Genomic DNA, 18920 nt, shown 5'->3' on the forward strand with positions numbered 1-18920 from the left:
TGGCCCACGCAGCAGCGGATAGGAATGCGGAGAAAGTAGATGAGCGCGCTCTATATGATTGTCGGCACCCTGGTCGCTCTGGGTGTGCTGGTTACCTTCCACGAGTTCGGCCATTTTTGGGTCGCGCGTCGCTGTGGGGTCAAGGTGCTGCGCTTCTCCGTAGGTTTCGGCATGCCTTTGCTGCGCTGGCATGACAAGCAGGGCACCGAATTTGTCGTCGCCGCCATCCCGTTGGGTGGCTACGTCAAGATGCTCGACGAGCGCGAGGGTGAAGTGCCGCTCGACCAGATCGACCAGTCCTTCAATCGCAAATCCGTTCGTCAGCGCATAGCCATCGTAGCGGCGGGGCCGATAGCCAACTTCCTGTTGGCATTGGTGTTCTTCTGGGCGTTGGCGATGCTCGGCAGCGAGCAGGTGCGTCCGGTCATCGGCGCTGTCGAGTCCGGCAGTATTGCAGCCAAGGCGGGTTTGAGCCCCGGCCAGGAAATCGTGGCCATTGATGGCGAGGCGACTTCCGGCTGGGCGGCGGTGAATCTGCAACTGGTGCGTCGCCTGGGCGAGAGCGGTTCATTGCAGGTATTGGTGCGCGAACAAGGCTCCACGACCGATTCTCCTCGTGAACTTGCGCTGGACAAATGGCTCAAAGGGGCTGATGAGCCCGATCCTATCCATTCATTGGGGATTCGTCCGTGGCGTCCGGCATTGCCGCCTGTCCTGGCCGAATTCGATCCAAAGGGGCCGGCTCAGGCTGCCGGCCTGAAGACCGGTGATCGGTTGCTGGCGCTTGATGGCCGTGCTCTGGATGACTGGCAGCAGGTTGTCGATACCGTCCGTAAGCATCCCGATACCAAAATCATGCTGCGGGTTGAGCGCGACGGTGCTCAAATCGACGTCCCTGTGACGCTTGCCGCTCGCGGCGAGAGCAAATCGCCCAGCGGTTATTTGGGGGCAGGGGTGAAAGCGATCGACTGGCCGCCGGAGATGATCCGCGAGGTCAGCTACGGGCCATTGGCAGCAATTGGCGAAGGGGCACGACGCACCTGGACCATGAGCGTGCTGACCCTCGATTCACTGAAGAAAATGTTGTTCGGTGAGCTCTCGGTAAAAAACTTGAGTGGACCGATAACCATTGCTAAAGTGGCGGGCGCTTCGGCCCAGTCGGGTGTTGCTGATTTCCTGAATTTCCTTGCTTATCTGAGTATTAGCTTGGGCGTTCTGAATTTGTTGCCCATTCCGGTACTGGATGGGGGGCATTTGTTGTTTTATCTGATCGAGTGGGTGCGTGGTCGTCCCTTGTCAGATCGGGTGCAAGGTTGGGGGATACAGATCGGCATCAGTTTGGTGATTGGGGTGATGTTGCTTGCTCTTGTCAATGATCTGGGTCGACTGTAACGCTTCGCTGAATTGCGAATCTGCCGCATTTTGCGGCAGTTTGTTTATTGCCAGTTGGAATAAGAAAGGACTTCATGAAACGTCTGCTGCTAACTGCGGTTCTCACCGTATTGATGATCGCCGAAGTTCACGCCGAGTCCTTCACTATCTCTGATATTCGCGTCAATGGCCTCCAGCGGGTCTCCGCGGGTAGCGTCTTTGGTGCTTTGCCGTTGAACGTCGGTGAACAGGCGGATGATCGTCGCCTGGTGGAATCCACTCGTGCGTTGTTCAAAACCGGTTTCTTTCAAGATATCCAGCTGGGCCGCGATGGCAACGTCCTGGTCATCACGGTAGTCGAGCGTCCGTCAGTCGCCAGTATCGAGATCGAAGGTAACAAGGCGATCTCTACCGAAGACTTGATGAAAGGCCTCAAACAATCCGGTCTGGCCGAAGGCGAGATCTTCCAGCGTGCCACCCTTGAAGGTGTGCGTAACGAACTGCAACGCCAGTACGTCGCCCAGGGTCGCTACTCGGCTACCGTCGACACCGAAGTGGTGCCACAGCCGCGTAACCGCGTCGGCCTGAAGGTCAACATCAACGAAGGCACCGTTGCGGCTATCCAGCACATCAACGTTGTGGGCAACACGGTTTTCCCTGATGAAGACCTGATCGACCTGTTCGAACTCAAGACCACCAACTGGTTGTCGTTCTTCAAGAACGACGACAAGTACGCCCGTGAGAAACTGTCCGGTGACCTGGAGCGCCTGCGTTCCTACTACCTGGACCGTGGCTATATCAACATGGATATCGCTTCGACCCAGGTCTCCATTACGCCGGACAAGAAGCACGTCTACATCACCGTCAACGTCAACGAAGGCGACAAGTACACCGTTCGTGACGTCAAGCTCAGCGGTGACCTGAAAGTCCCTGAAGACCAGGTCAAGTCCCTGCTGCTGGTGCAAAAAGGCCAGGTGTTCTCGCGCAAGCTGATGACCACCACCTCCGAACTGATCACCCGTCGCCTGGGGAACGAGGGTTACACCTTCGCCAACGTCAACGGCGTGCCTCAACCGCACGAAGAAGATCACACCGTAGACATCCTGTTCGCGGTCGATCCGGGCAAGCGTGCCTACGTGAACCGCATCAACTTCCGTGGCAACACCAAGTCCGAAGACGAAGTGCTGCGTCGTGAAATGCGCCAGATGGAAGGCGGCTGGGCTTCGACCTACCTGATCGATCAGTCCAAGACCCGTCTGGAACGTCTGGGCTTCTTCAAGGAAGTCAACGTTGAGACTCCGGCCGTGCCGGGTGTCGATGACCAGGTGGACGTCAACTACAGCGTTGAAGAACAAGCCTCCGGTTCGATTACCGCCAGCGTCGGTTTCGCCCAGAGCGCCGGTTTGATCCTCGGTGGTTCGATCACCCAGAACAACTTCCTGGGTACCGGTAACAAGGTCAGCGTCGGCTTGACCAAAAGCGAATACCAGACCCGCTATAACTTCGGTTTTGTCGACCCCTACTGGACCGCCGACGGCGTGAGCCTGGGTTACAACGCGTTCTACCGCACCACTGACTATGACGAACTCGATACCGACGTCGCCAGCTACGCCGTGGACAGCCTGGGTGCCGGTGTGAGTGTCGGTTATCCAATCAGCGAGACTTCGCGTCTGACCTTCGGCCTGAATGCGCAACAGGACACGATCAAGACTGGCGTTTACACCGTCGACGAGATCTTCGACTTCGTTAACCAGGAAGGCGACAAGTACCTGAACTTCAAGGCTTCGGCCGGTTGGTCCGAGTCCACCCTGAACAAAGGCGTTTTGGCGACTCGTGGTCACTCCCAAAGCTTGACGGCGGAAGTCACTGTGCCGGGTAGTGACTTGTCGTTCTTCAAACTCGACTACCGTGGTCAGTTGTTCCAGCCGCTGAGTGAAAACTACACCATGCGCCTGCACACCGAATTGGGTTATGGCGACGGCTACGGTTCGACCGAAGGCTTGCCATTCTATGAAAACTACTATGCTGGTGGTTTCAACTCGGTTCGTGGCTTCAAGGACAGTACACTGGGGCCGCGTAGTACTCCGAGCCGCGGCGCACTCGAAACGGGCAACCCGGGTACTCTTGCTGACCCGGACCAGGATCCACTGCCGTTCGGTGGTAACGTCCTGATCCAGGGTGGTGCAGAGATTCTGTTCCCGCTGCCGTTCGTCAAGGATCAACGATCCCTGCGTACCTCGGTATTCTGGGATGTGGGTAACGTATTCGACTCCAAATGCGAGCAGACGACCAACACCAACCCTGCGTCGAAGTCCAATACGCAGTGTAACGATGTCAGTCTGAGCAACATGGCCAGTTCTGTCGGTGTGGGAGTGACCTGGGTCACCGCACTGGGGCCTCTGAGTTTCGCCCTGGCCATGCCAGTCAAGAAACCGGATGACGCTGAAACTCAAGTGTTCCAATTCTCTCTCGGCCAGACGTTCTAAGCGTCTGACCCAAGATAACGACAATGAATTTTGTAGGAGTGCATCGTGCGTAAGTTGACTCAATTGGTTCTCCTGGCCAGCGTACTGGTCGCTGGTCCGGCGTTCGCCGACATGAAAATTGCTGTTCTGAACTATCAGATGGCTCTGCTGGAGTCCGACGCGGCCAAGAAATACGCCGTGGATGCCGAGAAGAAGTTCGGTCCTCAACTGACCAAGCTCAAGTCGCTGGAAACCAGCGCCAAGGGCATTCAGGATCGTCTGATGGCCGGTGGCGACAAAATGCAGCAGGGCGAGCGTGAGCGTCTGGAGCTTGAATTCAAGCAAAAGGCCCGTGACTTCCAGTTCCAGTCCAAGGAGCTGAACGAAGCCAAAGCCGTTGCCGACCGTGAAATGCTGAAGCAGCTCAAGCCGAAACTGGACAGCGCTGTGGAAGAAGTCATCAAGAAAGGTGCTTTTGACCTGGTCTTCGAGCGTGGCGCAGTGATTGATGTCAAACCTCAGTACGACATCACTCGCCAGGTTATCGAGCGCATGAATCAGCTGAAGTAACCCATGACCGTGACCATTAAGCTCGGCCAACTGGCCGAGTTCCTCGGCGCCACGCTACGTGGCGACCCCGAGAAAGCAATTACTGGGCTAGCCACCTTGCAGGAGGCTGGCCCAGCTCAGTTGAGCTTTCTTGCAAACCCCCAATACCGCAAGTACCTGGCAGGCAGTCAGGCAGCAGCCCTGTTGCTCAAGGCCGCTGACGCCGAAGGTCATGGCGGGGATGTGCTGGTGGTGCCGGATCCGTATGCAGCCTACGCGCGTGTTTCTCACCTGTTCGATCCCAAGCCCAAGGCGGCGGCCGGGATTCATCCGACGGCGGTGATCGCGGCGGATGCGGTTGTCGACCCGGCGGCGAGTATCGGCGCTTTTGTGGTGATCGAAAGCGGTGCGCAGGTGGCAGCCGGTACGACTGTCGGCGCGCATTGCTTCATTGGCGCTCGCAGCGTGGTGGGCGAGGGTGGCTGGCTCGCGCCGCGAGTGACCTTGTATCACGACGTGCGCGTCGGCAAGCGTGTCGTCATTCAGTCCGGTGCGGTGCTCGGCGGCGAAGGCTTCGGTTTTGCCAATGAAAAAGGTATCTGGCAGAAAATCGCCCAGATCGGTGGTGTGCTGATCGGCGATGATGTTGAAATCGGCGTGAACACGGCTATAGATCGCGGTGCGTTGGCCGATACCGTCATCGGTAACGGCGTGAAGCTCGATAACCAGATTCAGATTGCCCACAACGTTCAGGTGGGCGATCACACCGCCATGGCGGCGTGCGTCGGGATCTCCGGCAGCACCAGAATCGGCAAGCATTGCATGCTCGCCGGTGGCGTAGGCCTGGTGGGACACATCGACATTTGCGACAACGTTTTCATTACCGGGATGACCATGGTGACCCACTCGATTACCGAGCCAGGCGCCTATTCTTCCGGTACGGCCATGCAGCCGGCAGCCGAGTGGCGCAAAAGCGCGGCACGTATCCGTCAGCTCGATGACATCGCGCGACGTCTGCGACAGCTGGAAAAGCAGGCAGGGGAAGTGACCCCTGACGGTAATGCTTCATCAGATGGCTGATACCATTTCCATATCAAGTGCGCGCAGCCGCTAGACTGCGTCCCTGATTTGCTAGTGGAGCGTGCGCCCGTCGCGCGCCCCCAATCTTTACATAGGCTTCCCCCCGAAATGATGGACATCAACGAGATTCGCGAATACCTGCCTCACCGTTACCCGTTCCTGCTGGTGGACCGGGTAGTGGAGCTGGATGTTGAAGGCAAGCGCATTCGTGCCTACAAGAATGTCAGCATCAACGAACCGTTCTTCAATGGTCACTTCCCTGCGCATCCAATCATGCCGGGCGTATTGATCATCGAGGCAATGGCTCAGGCTGCCGGAATCCTTGGTTTCAAAATGCTTGACGTGAAACCGGCCGACGGCACGCTCTATTACTTCGTCGGTTCCGACAAGCTGCGCTTCCGCCAGCCGGTATTGCCAGGTGATCAGCTGATCCTTGAAGCCAAGTTCATCAGCTGCAAGCGTCAGATCTGGAAGTTCGAATGCCAGGCTTCGGTCGATGGCAAGCCTGTCTGCTCGGCTGAGATCATCTGTGCGGAACGCAAGCTATGAGTTTGATTGACCCTCGTGCAATCATCGATCCGACAGCCGTTCTGGCTGACGGCGTCGAGGTCGGCCCGTGGTCGATCGTCGGCGCAGGTGTGGAAATCGGCGAGGGGACAGTCATCGGGCCGCACGTGATTCTCAAGGGCCCGACCCGAATCGGTAAGCACAATCGCATCTACCAGTTTTCCTCGGTGGGCGAAGATACACCTGACCTTAAGTACAAGGGCGAGGAAACCCGCCTGGTGATCGGTGATCACAACGTCATCCGTGAAGGCGTGACGATTCACCGTGGCACCATCCAGGACCGCTCGGAAACGACCCTGGGCGATCACAACCTGATCATGGCCTATGCCCACATCGGCCACGACAGCGTTATCGGCAACCACTGCATCCTGGTCAACAACACCGCACTGGCGGGCCATGTGCATGTGGAAGACTGGGCGATCCTCTCCGGTTTTACCCTGGTTCACCAGTATTGCCACATCGGCGCCCACAGCTTTTCAGGCATGGGTACGGCGATCGGCAAGGATGTTCCTGCCTATGTCACGGTGTTCGGCAACCCGGCTGAAGCCCGGAGCATGAACTTCGAGGGCATGCGCCGTCGGGGCTTCAGCGAAGATGCGATCCACGCGCTGCGTCGTGCCTACAAGATTGTCTACCGCCAGGGCCTGACCGTGGAGCAGGCGCTTGCCGAACTCGCCGAGCCTTCTGCGCAATTCCCGGAAGTAGCGGTGTTCCGCGACTCCATCCAGTCTTCGACTCGCGGCATCACTCGCTAACCATGGCCAATCTGCGTATTGCGCTGGTAGCGGGTGAAGCTTCCGGTGACATTCTGGGTGCGGGCCTCATGCGTGCGCTCAAGGCTCGTCACACTGCCGTCGAATTCATTGGTGTTGGCGGTCCGTTGATGCAGGCAGAAGGCCTGACCTCGTATTTTCCGATGGAACGTCTGTCCGTCATGGGCCTGGTGGAAGTGCTGGGCCGGTTGCGCGAGCTGCTTGCAAGGCGCAAGAAGCTGGTCGCCGACCTGATCGACGCGAAACCCGATGTGTTCATCGGTATCGACGCGCCCGACTTCAACCTCAATATCGAACTCAAGTTGCGCCAGGCCGGGATCAAGACCGTGCATTACGTCAGCCCGTCGGTCTGGGCCTGGCGGCAGAAACGCGTGCTGAAGATTCGCGAAGGCTGCGACCTGATGCTCACGCTGTTCCCGTTTGAAGCCAGATTCTACGAAGAGAAAGGCGTGCCGGTGCGGTTCGTCGGCCATACCCTGGCCGACGCCATTCCACTCCAGGCCGATCGCGCTGCTGCGCGATCCGAACTTGGCTTGCCCGACGGGCCGCTGGTGGCGTTGATGCCCGGCAGCCGCGGCGGTGAAGTTGGCCGGCTCGGTGCGTTGTTTCTCGATACGGCCCAGCGCTTGCGTGCGCTGCGCCCGGGGGTGCGGTTTGTCATGCCTTGCGCCAGTGCGCAACGTCGCGCACAGCTGGAAGAACTGTTGGCCGGTCGCGATCTGCCGCTGACCCTGCTCGATGGCCAGTCTCATCTGGCCCTGGCAGCGTGCGATGCGGTGTTGATTGCCTCCGGCACTGCAACGCTTGAAGCGCTGCTGTACAAGCGGCCGATGGTGGTCGCCTATCGCCTGGCGCCGCTGACGTTCTGGATTCTCAAGCGCATGGTGAAAAGCCCCTATATTTCGTTGCCGAACCTGTTGGCCCAGCGTCTGCTGGTGCCCGAGTTGTTGCAGGACGATGCCACGGTCGAAGCGCTGGCCCAGACCTTGTCGCCGCTGATCGAGGGTGGCGAAGAGCAGACCCGCGGTTTTGACGAGATACACCGGACCCTGCGTCTGGATGCCTCCAACCAGGCTGCGGACGCAGTGCTGAACCTGATCGGCCAAGTAAAATGAGTAAACCGAATATGCAGATGGGGCTGGATTTCACCTTGGTCGCTGAAATCGAAGAGTTGGTTGCCGGTGTCGATGAAGTGGGTCGCGGCCCGCTCTGTGGCGCGGTGGTGACGGCGGCAGTGATCCTTGATCCGAATCGCCCGATCCTTGGCCTGAACGACTCGAAGAAACTCACCGAAGCCCGTCGCGAAAAGCTCTACGACGAAATCTGCGAAAAAGCCCTGAGCTGGTGCATCGCTCGCGCCGAGGTCGAAGAAATCGATGAGCTGAATATCCTGCACGCCACCATGCTGGCCATGCAGCGCGCGGTCGCCGGGCTGCACGTTCAGCCGAAGCTGGCGATGATCGACGGCAACCGTTGCCCGAAACTGCCGATGCGTTCCGAAGCCGTGGTCAAGGGCGATAGCAAGGTCCCCGCTATCGCCGCCGCATCGATCCTGGCGAAGGTCAGCCGTGATCGTGAAATGGCCGCATTCGAATTGATCTACCCGGGCTACGGCATTGGTGGGCACAAAGGCTACCCGACCCCCGTTCATCTGGAAGCGCTGGCACGGCTCGGGCCGACCCCGATTCATCGGCGTTCGTTTGCCCCGGTGCGTCTGGCGTATGAGGCGCTAGAGAGCGTCGTAGAGAGTTAGTCGCAAGGCTGATTTTTTTTACCAAGGCCCGGTACAATCCGGGCCTTGTTGTCTTCATGTTTACAGACAGGATCACTATGCCGGCTTCATTCGTTCACCTACGCCTGCACACTGAATACTCCCTGGTCGACGGTCTGGTGCGGATCAAACCGCTGGTCAAGACCCTGGTTGGCATGAACATGCCTGCCGTAGCGGTCACCGACCAGAACAACATGTGTTCCCTGGTCAAATTCTATAAAAACGCCATGGGTGCCGGGATCAAGCCGATCTGCGGCGCTGACCTGTGGCTGTCGAACAAGGATCCGGACAACCCGCTGAGCCGGATCAGCCTGCTGGTGATGAACGCCGAAGGCTATCGCAACCTTACCGAGCTGATTTCCCGCGGTTTCATCGATGGTCAGCGCAATGGCGCGGTCATCATCGAGCGCGAATGGGTTGCTGAAGCCAACTCGGGCTTGATCATGCTGTCGGCGGCCAAAGAAGGCGAGATCGGCCAGGCCATGCTCAGCGGCAACCCCGCCGAGGCCGAAACCCTGGCGCGGGAATGGATGGAAGTGTTTCCGGATCGTTTCTATCTGGAAATCCAGCGCACCAATCGCCCCAACGATGAAGAGCAGCTGCACGGCGCCGTGGCCCTGGCCGAGAAGCTCGGTGCGCCGCTGGTGGCGACCAACGATGTGCGCTTCATCAAGCAGGAAGACTTCGCCGCCCACGAAACCCGTGTGTGCATCGGTGAGGGCCGTGCCCTGGACGACCCGCGGCGTTCGAAGAACTACAGCGATCAGCAGTACCTCAAAAGCGCCGAGGAAATGGCCGAGCTGTTCAGCGACATTCCCGAGGCGCTGGAAAACACCGTCGAGATCGCCAAGCGCTGCAACATCGAAGTGAAGCTGGGGACGCACTTCCTGCCCAACTTCCCGATCCCCGATGGCATGACCATCGACGAGTACTTCCGCAAGGTGTCCTTCGACGGCCTGGAAGAGCGCCTTAGTGTTCTGCTGCCCAAAGACACCACCGAAGACTACGAAGCCAAGCGTCAGGTCTATGTCGACCGACTGAATTTCGAACTGGATATCATCATCCAGATGGGGTTCCCCGGTTACTTCCTGATCGTGATGGACTTTATCCAGTGGGCCAAGAACAACGGCGTACCGGTAGGTCCTGGCCGGGGGTCGGGTGCCGGATCGCTGGTGGCCTACGTACAGAAGATCACCGACCTCGATCCGCTGGAATACGACCTGCTGTTCGAACGCTTCCTCAACCCGGAACGGGTATCGATGCCCGACTTCGACGTCGACTTCTGCATGGACGGTCGTGACCGGGTAATCGACTACGTAGCCGAGAAGTACGGCCGCAATGCCGTAAGCCAGATCATCACCTTCGGTTCCATGGCGGCGAAGGCTGTGGTCCGCGACGTGGCACGGGTGCAAGGCAAGTCCTATGGCCTGGCGGATCGTCTGTCGAAGATGATTCCGTTCGAAGTCGGCATGACCCTGGAAAAAGCCTATGAGCAGGAAGAGATCCTGCGCGACTTCATCAAGGTCGATGAAGAGGCCGCGGAAATCTGGGAGATGGCCCGCAAGCTCGAAGGCGTTGTGCGTAACGTCGGCAAGCACGCCGGTGGTGTGGTTATCGCGCCGACCAAGCTGACCGACTTCTCGCCGATCTATTGCGACGAAGCCGGTGACGGCCTGGTAACCCAGTTCGACAAGGATGACGTCGAGGCGGCTGGCCTGGTGAAGTTCGACTTCCTCGGCCTGCGAACGCTGACGATCATCGACTGGGCGCTGAAAACCATCAACCGCGACCGCGCCAAGGTCAACGAGCCGCCGCTCGACATCGCGTTCATCCCGCTGGACGACAAGCCGACTTACACACTGCTGCAAAAAGCCGAAACCACGGCGGTGTTCCAGCTTGAATCCCGGGGCATGAAGGAGCTGATCAAAAAGCTCAAGCCCGATTGCCTGGAAGACTTGATCGCACTGGTGGCGCTGTTCCGTCCGGGCCCGCTGCAATCGGGCATGGTGGACGACTTCATCAACCGTAAGCACGGTCGCGCCGAGTTGGCGTATCCGCACTCGGACTACCAGTACGAAGGCCTCAAGCCGGTACTGGCACCGACTTACGGCATCATCCTGTATCAAGAACAGGTGATGCAGATTGCCCAGGTCATGGCCGGTTACACCCTCGGTGGTGCGGACATGCTGCGTCGAGCCATGGGTAAGAAAAAACCCGAGGAAATGGCCAAGCAGCGCGGTGGCTTCATTGAAGGTTGCGCCACCAACAATATCGACGCGGACCTCGCCGGTAACATCTTCGACCTGGTGGAAAAGTTCGCCGGTTACGGCTTCAACAAATCCCACTCCGCCGCCTATGGCCTGGTGTCGTACCAGACCGCATGGCTGAAGGCGCACTACCCGGCGCCGTTCATGGCCGCGGTACTCTCGGCGGATATGCACAACACCGACAAGGTCGTGACCTTGATCGAAGAAGTGCGGACCATGAAGCTGCGTCTCGACGCGCCGGACGTGAACACGTCCGAATTCAAGTTCACGGTGAACGACGAAGGCCGGATCATTTACGGCCTGGGCGCCATCAAGGGCGTGGGTGAAGGCCCGGTCGAGGCGATCACCGAAGCGCGTCTGGCCGGTCCGTTCAAGGATCTGTTCGATTTCTGCGCACGGGTCGACCTCAAGCGTATCAACAAGCGCACCCTCGACGGTTTGATCCGCAGCGGTGCACTGGATCGCCTCGGGCCGTATTTCCACGACGAGCAGAAAGCCTACCAGGCCAACATCGACCGCAATCGGGCGGTGCTGCTGACCGCCATGGAAGAGGCGATCAAGGCGGCCGAACAGACCGCGCGTACGCAGGACAGCGGTCACTCCGACCTGTTTGGCGGTCTGTTTGTCGAAGAAGACGCCGACGTCTACGCGAACCACCGCAAGGCCAAGGAACTGACCCTCAAGGAGCGCCTGAAAGGGGAGAAAGATACCCTCGGCCTGTACCTGACCGGTCACCCGATCGACGAATACGAAGGTGAAATCCGTCGCTTCGCCCGCCAGCGCATCATCGACCTGAAACCGGCGCGTGATACCCAGACTGTTGCCGGGATGATCATCGCCTTGCGGGTGATGAAGAACAAAAAGGGCGACAAGATGGGGTTCATCACCCTCGACGACCGCTCCGGAAGGATCGAGGCCTCGCTGTTTTCCGAAGCGTTCCATTCCGCGCAGTCGCTGTTGCAGACCGACGCGATGGTGGTGGTCGAAGGCGAAGTCAGCAACGATGACTTCTCCGGTGGCCTGAAGTTGCGGGTCAAGCGGGTGATGAGCATGGAGGATGCGCGTACCAATCTGGCCGAAAGCTTGCGCCTGAAGTTGCATGCCAAGGACCTCAAGGGCGATCAGCTACGCTGGCTGGGTGAACTGTTGAAGCGTCACCGCGGCGCGTGCCCGGTCACCATGGACTACACCAGCCCCGATGCGAAGGCCATGTTGCAGTTCGGCGAAGGCTGGCGAATCGATCCGGCGGATGCGTTGATTCAAGCCCTGCGTGACCAGTTCGGGCGAGACAACGTCTTCCTCCAATACCGTTGACGGTCAGTGCTATCAGATTGCCCTGACCTCGACCTGAATTTTTAATCTCGACCTCAACGCGCCTGTCCCTTAAGGTAGGGCGCGAATAGACAACCGGCCGGCCCAAGAACCCTTGGGACTCGACCCAAGACGGACGCCTATGAACCCGAATTTTCTAGATTTCGAACAGCCGATCGCCGACCTGCAAGCCAAGATCGAAGAGTTGCGCTTGGTCGGTAATGACAATTCGCTGAATATCGGCGATGAGATCTCCCGCCTGCAGGACAAGAGCAAAACGCTGACCGAAGACATCTTCGGCAAGCTGACCAGCTGGCAGATCGCACGTCTGGCGCGTCACCCGAAACGTCCGTATACCCTGGACTACATCGAACACATCTTCACCGAGTTCGACGAACTGCACGGTGACCGTCACTTCTCGGACGACGCTGCCATCGTTGGCGGCATTGCCCGTCTGGACGACAAGCCGGTGATGATCATCGGCCACCAGAAAGGCCGTGAAGTGCGCGAGAAAGTTCGCCGCAACTTCGGCATGCCGCGTCCGGAAGGCTACCGCAAGGCGTGCCGCCTGATGGAAATGGCCGAACGTTTCAAAATGCCGATCCTGACCTTCATCGACACCCCGGGCGCTTACCCTGGCATCGACGCTGAAGAGCGCAACCAGAGCGAAGCGATTGCCTGGAACCTGCGTGTCATGGCTCGCCTGAAAACCCCAATCATCGCCACCGTGATCGGTGAGGGTGGTTCCGGTGGTGCACTGGCGATCGGTGTCTGCGACCAGCTGAACATGCTGCAATACTCGACCTACGCGGTGATCTCGCCGGAAGGTTGCGCTTCGATTCTGTGGAAAACCGCCGAGAAAGCGCCGGATGCCGCAGAAGCGATGGGCATTACCGCCGAGCGCCTCAAGGGCCTGGGCATCGTGGACAAGGTGATTGGCGAGCCATTGGGCGGCGCGCACCGTGACCCGGCTGCCGCAGCCGCATCGATCCGCGCCGAACTGAGCTCGCAACTGGCGATGCTCAAGAAGTTCGATAACAATGCGCTGTTGAAGCGTCGTTATGATCGACTGATGAGCTACGGTCTCTAAGCCGAACACGCAGTGCCCATGTGTGGGAGCGGGCTTGCTCGCGAAAGCGGTATGACAGTCAACGGGTACGTTGAATGTTGATCCGCCTTCGCGAGCAAGCCCGCTCCCACATTTGATTTGTGCAAGGTGATGGATATGAGTCGGTCCAATATTGATCTGCCTGCCAGACTCTTGTTGAATCTTGCCTCGTGGCGCAATGCTGCGACCTGGCGCATCGCCTTCTCCGGCGGCCTTGACTCCACTGTCCTGCTGCACCTTCTGGCAACTCTCTCCAAAACCGAATCCCTGCCGGCGCTGAGCGCCATCCATGTCCATCATGGCCTTCAAGCCGTGGCCGGTGCGTGGCCGGAACATTGTCGTGCCGTGTGCGCTGCGCTGGGTGTGCCGCTGCAAGTGGTTCGCGTGCAGGTGCAACCGGGTGCCAGCCTTGAACGTGCAGCCCGGGATGCGCGTTATCAGGCCTTCACTGAAACCGTTCAGGACAACGAAGTGCTACTGACGGCCCAGCACCGCGACGATCAGGCGGAAACCCTGCTGTTTCGCTTGTTGCGCGGAGCCGGGGTGCGCGGATTGTCCGGGATGCCGCGTCAGCGCCCGTTGGGCAAGGGGCATCTGCTGCGGCCATTGCTGGAAGTCACGCGGGCTGAACTGGAGGCTTATGCCAATGTGCATGGCTTGAGCTGGATCGAAGATCCCTCGAACCAGGATCGGCAGTACTCGCGCAATTACCTTAGGCATCAAGTCTTGCCCGTGCTGATCCAGCGCTGGCCGCAAGCGGTGGCGACCATGGCCCGCAGCGCGGCGCATTTGACTGAAGCGCAGGGGCTGCTCGAAGAACTGGCGGACTTGGATCTGCATAAGGCCAGTTCTGCCAGTGAGTTCGCTTGGCTGGGATTGCGATCCCTTGAACTGGCGCCCCTTGCGCAATTGTCTGATGCCCGGCAGCGCAACGCCTTGAGTCATTGGCTCGGACCGTTGAGCCGCTTGCCGGATACTGACCATTGGTCGGGTTGGGGGGATTTGCGCGATGCCACCGGCGATGCCTGCCCGGTGTGGCGGCTGGCCGATGGCGAACTGCATCGGTCGGGCGGGCGGATCTGGTGGCTGTCCGGCCACTGGCTGCGGCCTCTGCCCGTCGCCGGGGCGTGGCTGGATCCGGCGTCACCGCTGGCTATCCCGGGCAATGGATTGCTTTGGCTCACCGGCCAAATCCCCGATGGCCCGCTGCATATCCGCTATCGTGAAGGGGGAGAGATCATGGCATTGCCAGGCCGCGGCCATCGGGACTTGAAACGTTTGCTCAATGAAAGCGCTGTACCGTCCTTCGTACGCGGCAGATTGCCGCTGCTCTACAAAGACGGGCAACTGCTGGCGGTAGCGAACCTCAAGGGGCTCGATGGTGGTGCACTCGGCGACTGGCATTTGCATTGGCGGCCACTGAACGAAGATCAAGGTTTGAGCTGAAAGGGGCTTTCCGGTAGACTACGCTCCCTTCTTGATACAACTTCTGTGGATTCGCCTGAATTGCAGGAGTTGCCGATTACCAAGCAGTCTTTGCTGGGCGATTCCAAAAAATGTGTAGCGAGCAACGAACCGGTGTTTCATTTTCCGGTCTGTCCCAACGCGGCGGTTTTTTTGAAAGGTGCACTGTGATTAATGCAGGTGATCGGGGGCTTCGGCCTTCCTTCGCTTTCCCCGGCGGCTCGGACCGCTTTAACGCAGACTTCTAGGGTTTTTCATGACGCGCTACATATTCGTCACGGGCGGTGTTGTTTCTTCATTGGGGAAAGGCATTGCATCGGCATCATTGGCGGCCATCCTGGAGGCGCGGGGACTTAAGGTCACCATGCTGAAGCTGGACCCGTACATCAACGTCGACCCGGGCACCATGAGCCCGTTCCAGCACGGTGAAGTGTTCGTCACCCACGACGGCGCCGAGACCGACCTGGACCTGGGCCACTACGAGCGGTTCATCCGCACGACCATGACCCAGAACAACAACTTCACCACCGGCCGTGTCTACGAACACGTCCTGCGCAAGGAGCGCCGTGGTGACTACCTGGGCGCAACCATCCAGGTGATCCCGCACATCACCGACGAAATCAAGCGCCGCATCATCAAGGGCGCGGGCGATGCTGACGTGGCAATGGTCGAGATCGGTGGCACCGTGGGTGACATCGAGTCGCAACCGTTCCTCGAAGCCATCCGCCAGCTGCGTTTCGAAGTCGGCGCCAAGCGCGCGATGCTGATGCACCTGACTCTGGTGCCGTACATCGCCACTGCCGGCGAAACCAAGACCAAGCCTACCCAGCACTCGGTGAAGGAACTGCGTTCCATCGGTCTGCAGCCAGATGTGCTGGTGTGCCGCTCCGATCACCCGATCGATATTTCCTCGCGTCGCAAGATTGCGCAGTTCACCAACGTTGAAGAACGTGCGGTGATCGCGCTGGAAGACGCCGACACCATCTACAAGATCCCGGGCATCCTGCACTCCCAGGGCCTGGATGATTTCGTCGTCGAGCGTTTCGGCCTGCAATGCGGCGGTGCCGATCTGTCCGAGTGGGAAGCCGTGGTCGACGCCAAGCTCAACCCTGAGCACGAAGTCACCATCGCCATGGTCGGCAAGTACATGGAACTGCTGGACGCCTACAAGTCGCTGATCGAAGCGATGAGTCATGCCGGCATCAGCAACCGCACCAAGGTCAACCTGCGCTACATCGATTCCGAAGACATCGAAAACCAGGGCACCGCGCTGCTCGAAGGCGTCGACGCCATCCTGGTGCCGGGCGGCTTCGGTCTGCGTGGCGTTGAAGGCAAGATCACTGCCGTTCAATACGCTCGCGAAAACAAGGTTCCGTACCTGGGTATCTGCCTGGGCATGCAAGTGGCCGTTATCGAGTTCGCACGTAACGTGATGGGCTGGAAAGACGCCAACTCCACCGAGTTCGATCGTGCAAGCGGTCACCCGGTCGTGGGCCTGATCACCGAGTGGGAAGATGCCACCGGCGCTGTCGAAACCCGCACCGAAACCTCCGATCTGGGCGGCACCATGCGTCTGGGCGCGCAGGATTGCCTGCTGGAGCCGGGTTCCCTGGTCCACGGTTGCTACGGCAAGGACGTGATTGTCGAGCGTCATCGTCATCGCTATGAAGTGAACAACAACCTGCTGCCGCAAATCATGGAGGCTGGCTTGAAAATCTCCGGTCGTTCCGGTGATGGCGCACTGGTCGAAGTGGTTGAAGCACCGGATCATCCATGGTTCGTGGCTTGCCAGTTCCACCCTGAGTTCACCTCGACGCCACGCGACGGTCACCCGCTGTTCAGCGGTTTCGTCAAGGCAGCGTTGGCTCAACACCAGAAGAAGGCGTAACCCCGATGGCACAGAAGATCATCCGCGTCGGCGACATCGAGATTGCCAACGACAAGCCCATGGTGCTGTTCGGCGGCATGAACGTGCTGGAAAGCCGTGACATGGCCATGCAGGTTTGCGAAGAGTATGTGAAGGTCACCGAAAAGCTCGGTATCCCTTACGTGTTCAAGGCCAGTTTCGACAAGGCCAACCGGTCTTCTGTGACCTCCTATCGTGGTCCTGGCCTGGAAGAAGGCATGCGCATCTTCCAGGACATCAAGCAAGCCTTCGGCGTGCCGATCATCACCGACGTCCACGAACCGGACCAGGCCGCGGTCGTCGCTGAAGTCTGCGACATCATCCAGTTGCCGGCCTTCCTGTCGCGCCAGACCGACCTCGTGGTCGCGATGGCCAAGACCGGCGCTGTGATCAACATCAAGAAAGCCCAGTTCCTCGCGCCTCAGGAAATGAAACACATCCTGAACAAATGCGTGGAAGCGGGTAACGATCAGTTGATCCTCTGCGAGCGTGGTTCGAGCTTCGGCTACAACAACCTGGTCGTCGACATGCTTGGCTTTGGCATCATGAAGCAGTTCGAATACCCGGTGTTCTTCGACGTGACCCACGCGCTGCAAATGCCTGGTGGTCGCTCCGATTCGGCCGGCGGTCGTCGCGCCCAGGTCCTCGACCTGGCAAAAGCCGGTATGAGCCAGTCCCTGGCTGGCTTGTTCCTGGAAGCCCACCCGGATCCGGACAACGCCAAATGCGACGGTCCTTGCGCCTTGCGCCTGGACAAACTGGAGCCATTCCTGGCCCAGCTCAAGGCTTTGGACGAACTGGTGAAGAGTTTTCCGACGGTAGAAACCGCGTAATCTTCAATTCTCCGGTAAAGTACCGCACGATTTAATGCCCAGGCCCTCGGGCCTGAGCCTTGTCGTCTGCAAGACTGCCCGCTGCACCTCACTTGCCGACGATCAAAGATTTCCTACAGCTGCGTCGTTTTCGTCAACTTTGGAGTGTTTACAACAATGGCTAAAATCGTCGACATCAAAGGTCGTGAAGTTCTCGACTCCCGTGGCAATCCCACCGTGGAAGCGGACGTGCTTCTCGACAACGGCATCATCGGCAGTGCCTGCGCGCCGTCCGGTGCTTCCACTGGCTCGCGTGAAGCGCTCGAGCTGCGTGATGGCGACAAGAGCCGTTACCTGGGCAAGGGCGTTCTGAAGGCCGTAGCCAACATCAATGGTCCGATCCGCGACCTGTTGAAAGGCATGGATCCAAGCGACCAGAAAGCGCTCGATCTGGCAATGATCAAGCTCGACGGTACTGAAAACAAAGGTTCCCTGGGCGCCAACGCGATCCTCGCCGTTTCCCTGGCCGCGGCCAAGGCAGCAGCACAGGACCAGGACCTGCCGCTGTACGCTCACATCGCCAACCTGAACGGCACCCCGGGTGTCTACTCGATGCCGGTTCCGATGATGAACATCATCAACGGTGGCGAGCACGCCGATAACAACGTCGACATCCAGGAGTTCATGGTTCAGCCGGTTGGCGCCAAGTCTTTCTCGGAAGGCCTGCGCATGGGCACCGAGATTTTCCACCACCTCAAGGCTGTACTGAAGGCCCGTGGCCTGAGCACTGCCGTGGGTGACGAAGGTGGTTTCGCACCGAACCTGGCTTCCAACGAAGACGCTTTGAAAGTGATCTCCGAAGCCGTGGCCAACGCCGGTTACAAACTGGGCACCGACGTGACCCTGGCTCTGGACTGCGCAGCCAGCGAATTCTACGAAGACGGCAAGTACAACCTGTCCGGCGAAGGCCAGGTGTTCACCGCCGAAGGTTTCGCTGATTACCTGAAAGGTCTGACCGAGCGTTACCCGATCATCTCCATCGAAGATGGCCTGGACGAGTCCGACTGGGCTGGCTGGAAGATCCTCACCGACAAGATCGGCGAGAAGACCCAACTGGTAGGCGACGACCTGTTCGTCACCAACACCAAGATCCTGAAAGAAGGCATCGACAAAAAGATCGCCAACTCGATCCTGATCAAGTTCAACCAGATCGGTACCCTGACCGAAACCCTGGAAGCCATCCAGATGGCCAAGGCTGCCGGTTACACTGCCGTGATCTCGCACCGCTCCGGCGAAACCGAAGATTCGACCATTGCCGACCTGGCCGTGGGCACCTCGGCTGGCCAGATCAAGACCGGCTCCCTGTGCCGTTCCGACCGCGTTTCCAAGTACAACCAACTGCTGCGTATCGAAGAGCAGTTGAACGGCAAAGCCAAGTACAACGGTCGCAGCGAGTTCCGCGGCTGATTGTTAAAT

At 59.1% G+C, this 18920-nt stretch carries 14 protein-coding genes; all 14 read left to right on the top strand.

Annotation, left to right across the window (positions count from 1 at the left end; all coding sequences use genetic code 11):
- Positions 1-39 precede the first annotated feature (39 nt).
- Positions 40-1392 (top strand): sigma E protease regulator RseP, encoded by a 1353-nt coding sequence (rseP, locus tag ACM6IT_RS19535; RefSeq protein WP_414913868.1) that lies wholly within the window; start codon positions 40-42, stop codon positions 1390-1392.
- 74 nt (positions 1393-1466) lie between these two features.
- A complete protein-coding gene (gene bamA, locus ACM6IT_RS19540; RefSeq protein ID WP_056720974.1) occupies positions 1467-3857 on the top strand; it encodes an outer membrane protein assembly factor BamA in 2391 nt (796 codons plus the stop codon).
- 45 nt (positions 3858-3902) lie between these two features.
- Positions 3903-4406 (top strand): OmpH family outer membrane protein, encoded by a 504-nt coding sequence (locus tag ACM6IT_RS19545; protein ID WP_056720972.1) that lies wholly within the window; start codon positions 3903-3905, stop codon positions 4404-4406.
- A gap of 3 nt (positions 4407-4409) precedes the next feature.
- The gene (lpxD, locus tag ACM6IT_RS19550) at positions 4410-5465 is read left to right on the top strand and encodes a UDP-3-O-(3-hydroxymyristoyl)glucosamine N-acyltransferase (RefSeq protein WP_056720970.1); all 1056 of its coding nucleotides are present in this window, start codon (positions 4410-4412) and stop codon (positions 5463-5465) included.
- A gap of 108 nt (positions 5466-5573) precedes the next feature.
- On the top strand, positions 5574-6014 hold the full coding sequence (fabZ, locus tag ACM6IT_RS19555) for a 3-hydroxyacyl-ACP dehydratase FabZ (RefSeq protein ID WP_007978374.1): 441 nt from the start codon (positions 5574-5576) through the stop codon (positions 6012-6014).
- Entirely contained in the window at positions 6011-6787 is a 777-nt protein-coding gene (gene lpxA / locus ACM6IT_RS19560) for an acyl-ACP--UDP-N-acetylglucosamine O-acyltransferase (RefSeq protein WP_056720968.1), read from the top strand. Before fabZ ends, lpxA begins: the two co-directional genes overlap by 4 nt.
- 2 nt (positions 6788-6789) lie before the next feature.
- A complete protein-coding gene (gene lpxB, locus ACM6IT_RS19565) occupies positions 6790-7920 on the top strand; it encodes a lipid-A-disaccharide synthase (RefSeq protein ID WP_414913866.1) in 1131 nt (376 codons plus the stop codon).
- Positions 7921-7931: 11 nt separating this feature from the next.
- On the top strand, positions 7932-8558 hold the full coding sequence (gene rnhB, locus ACM6IT_RS19570) for a ribonuclease HII (protein ID WP_056720962.1): 627 nt from the start codon (positions 7932-7934) through the stop codon (positions 8556-8558).
- Positions 8559-8635: 77 nt separating this feature from the next.
- On the top strand, positions 8636-12157 hold the full coding sequence (dnaE, locus tag ACM6IT_RS19575) for a DNA polymerase III subunit alpha (RefSeq protein ID WP_414913865.1): 3522 nt from the start codon (positions 8636-8638) through the stop codon (positions 12155-12157).
- 139 nt (positions 12158-12296) lie between these two features.
- Positions 12297-13244, top strand: coding sequence for an acetyl-CoA carboxylase carboxyltransferase subunit alpha (locus tag ACM6IT_RS19580; RefSeq protein ID WP_008052761.1), 948 nt, complete (start codon positions 12297-12299; stop codon positions 13242-13244).
- A gap of 135 nt (positions 13245-13379) precedes the next feature.
- A complete protein-coding gene (gene tilS / locus ACM6IT_RS19585; RefSeq protein ID WP_414918535.1) occupies positions 13380-14708 on the top strand; it encodes a tRNA lysidine(34) synthetase TilS in 1329 nt (442 codons plus the stop codon).
- A gap of 274 nt (positions 14709-14982) precedes the next feature.
- Entirely contained in the window at positions 14983-16614 is a 1632-nt protein-coding gene (locus ACM6IT_RS19590; RefSeq protein WP_056720956.1) for a CTP synthase, read from the top strand.
- A 5-nt stretch (positions 16615-16619) separates the two neighbouring features.
- Positions 16620-17465: a 3-deoxy-8-phosphooctulonate synthase gene (gene kdsA / locus ACM6IT_RS19595; protein WP_056720954.1), complete on the top strand. Its 846-nt coding sequence runs from the start codon at positions 16620-16622 to the stop codon at positions 17463-17465.
- A gap of 156 nt (positions 17466-17621) precedes the next feature.
- Positions 17622-18911, top strand: coding sequence for a phosphopyruvate hydratase (gene eno / locus ACM6IT_RS19600; RefSeq protein WP_056720952.1), 1290 nt, complete (start codon positions 17622-17624; stop codon positions 18909-18911).
- Positions 18912-18920 lie beyond the last annotated feature (9 nt).

The organism is Pseudomonas sp. IT-P4, assembly GCF_949767755.1.
GTDB lineage: Bacteria > Pseudomonadota > Gammaproteobacteria > Pseudomonadales > Pseudomonadaceae > Aquipseudomonas > Aquipseudomonas monachiensis.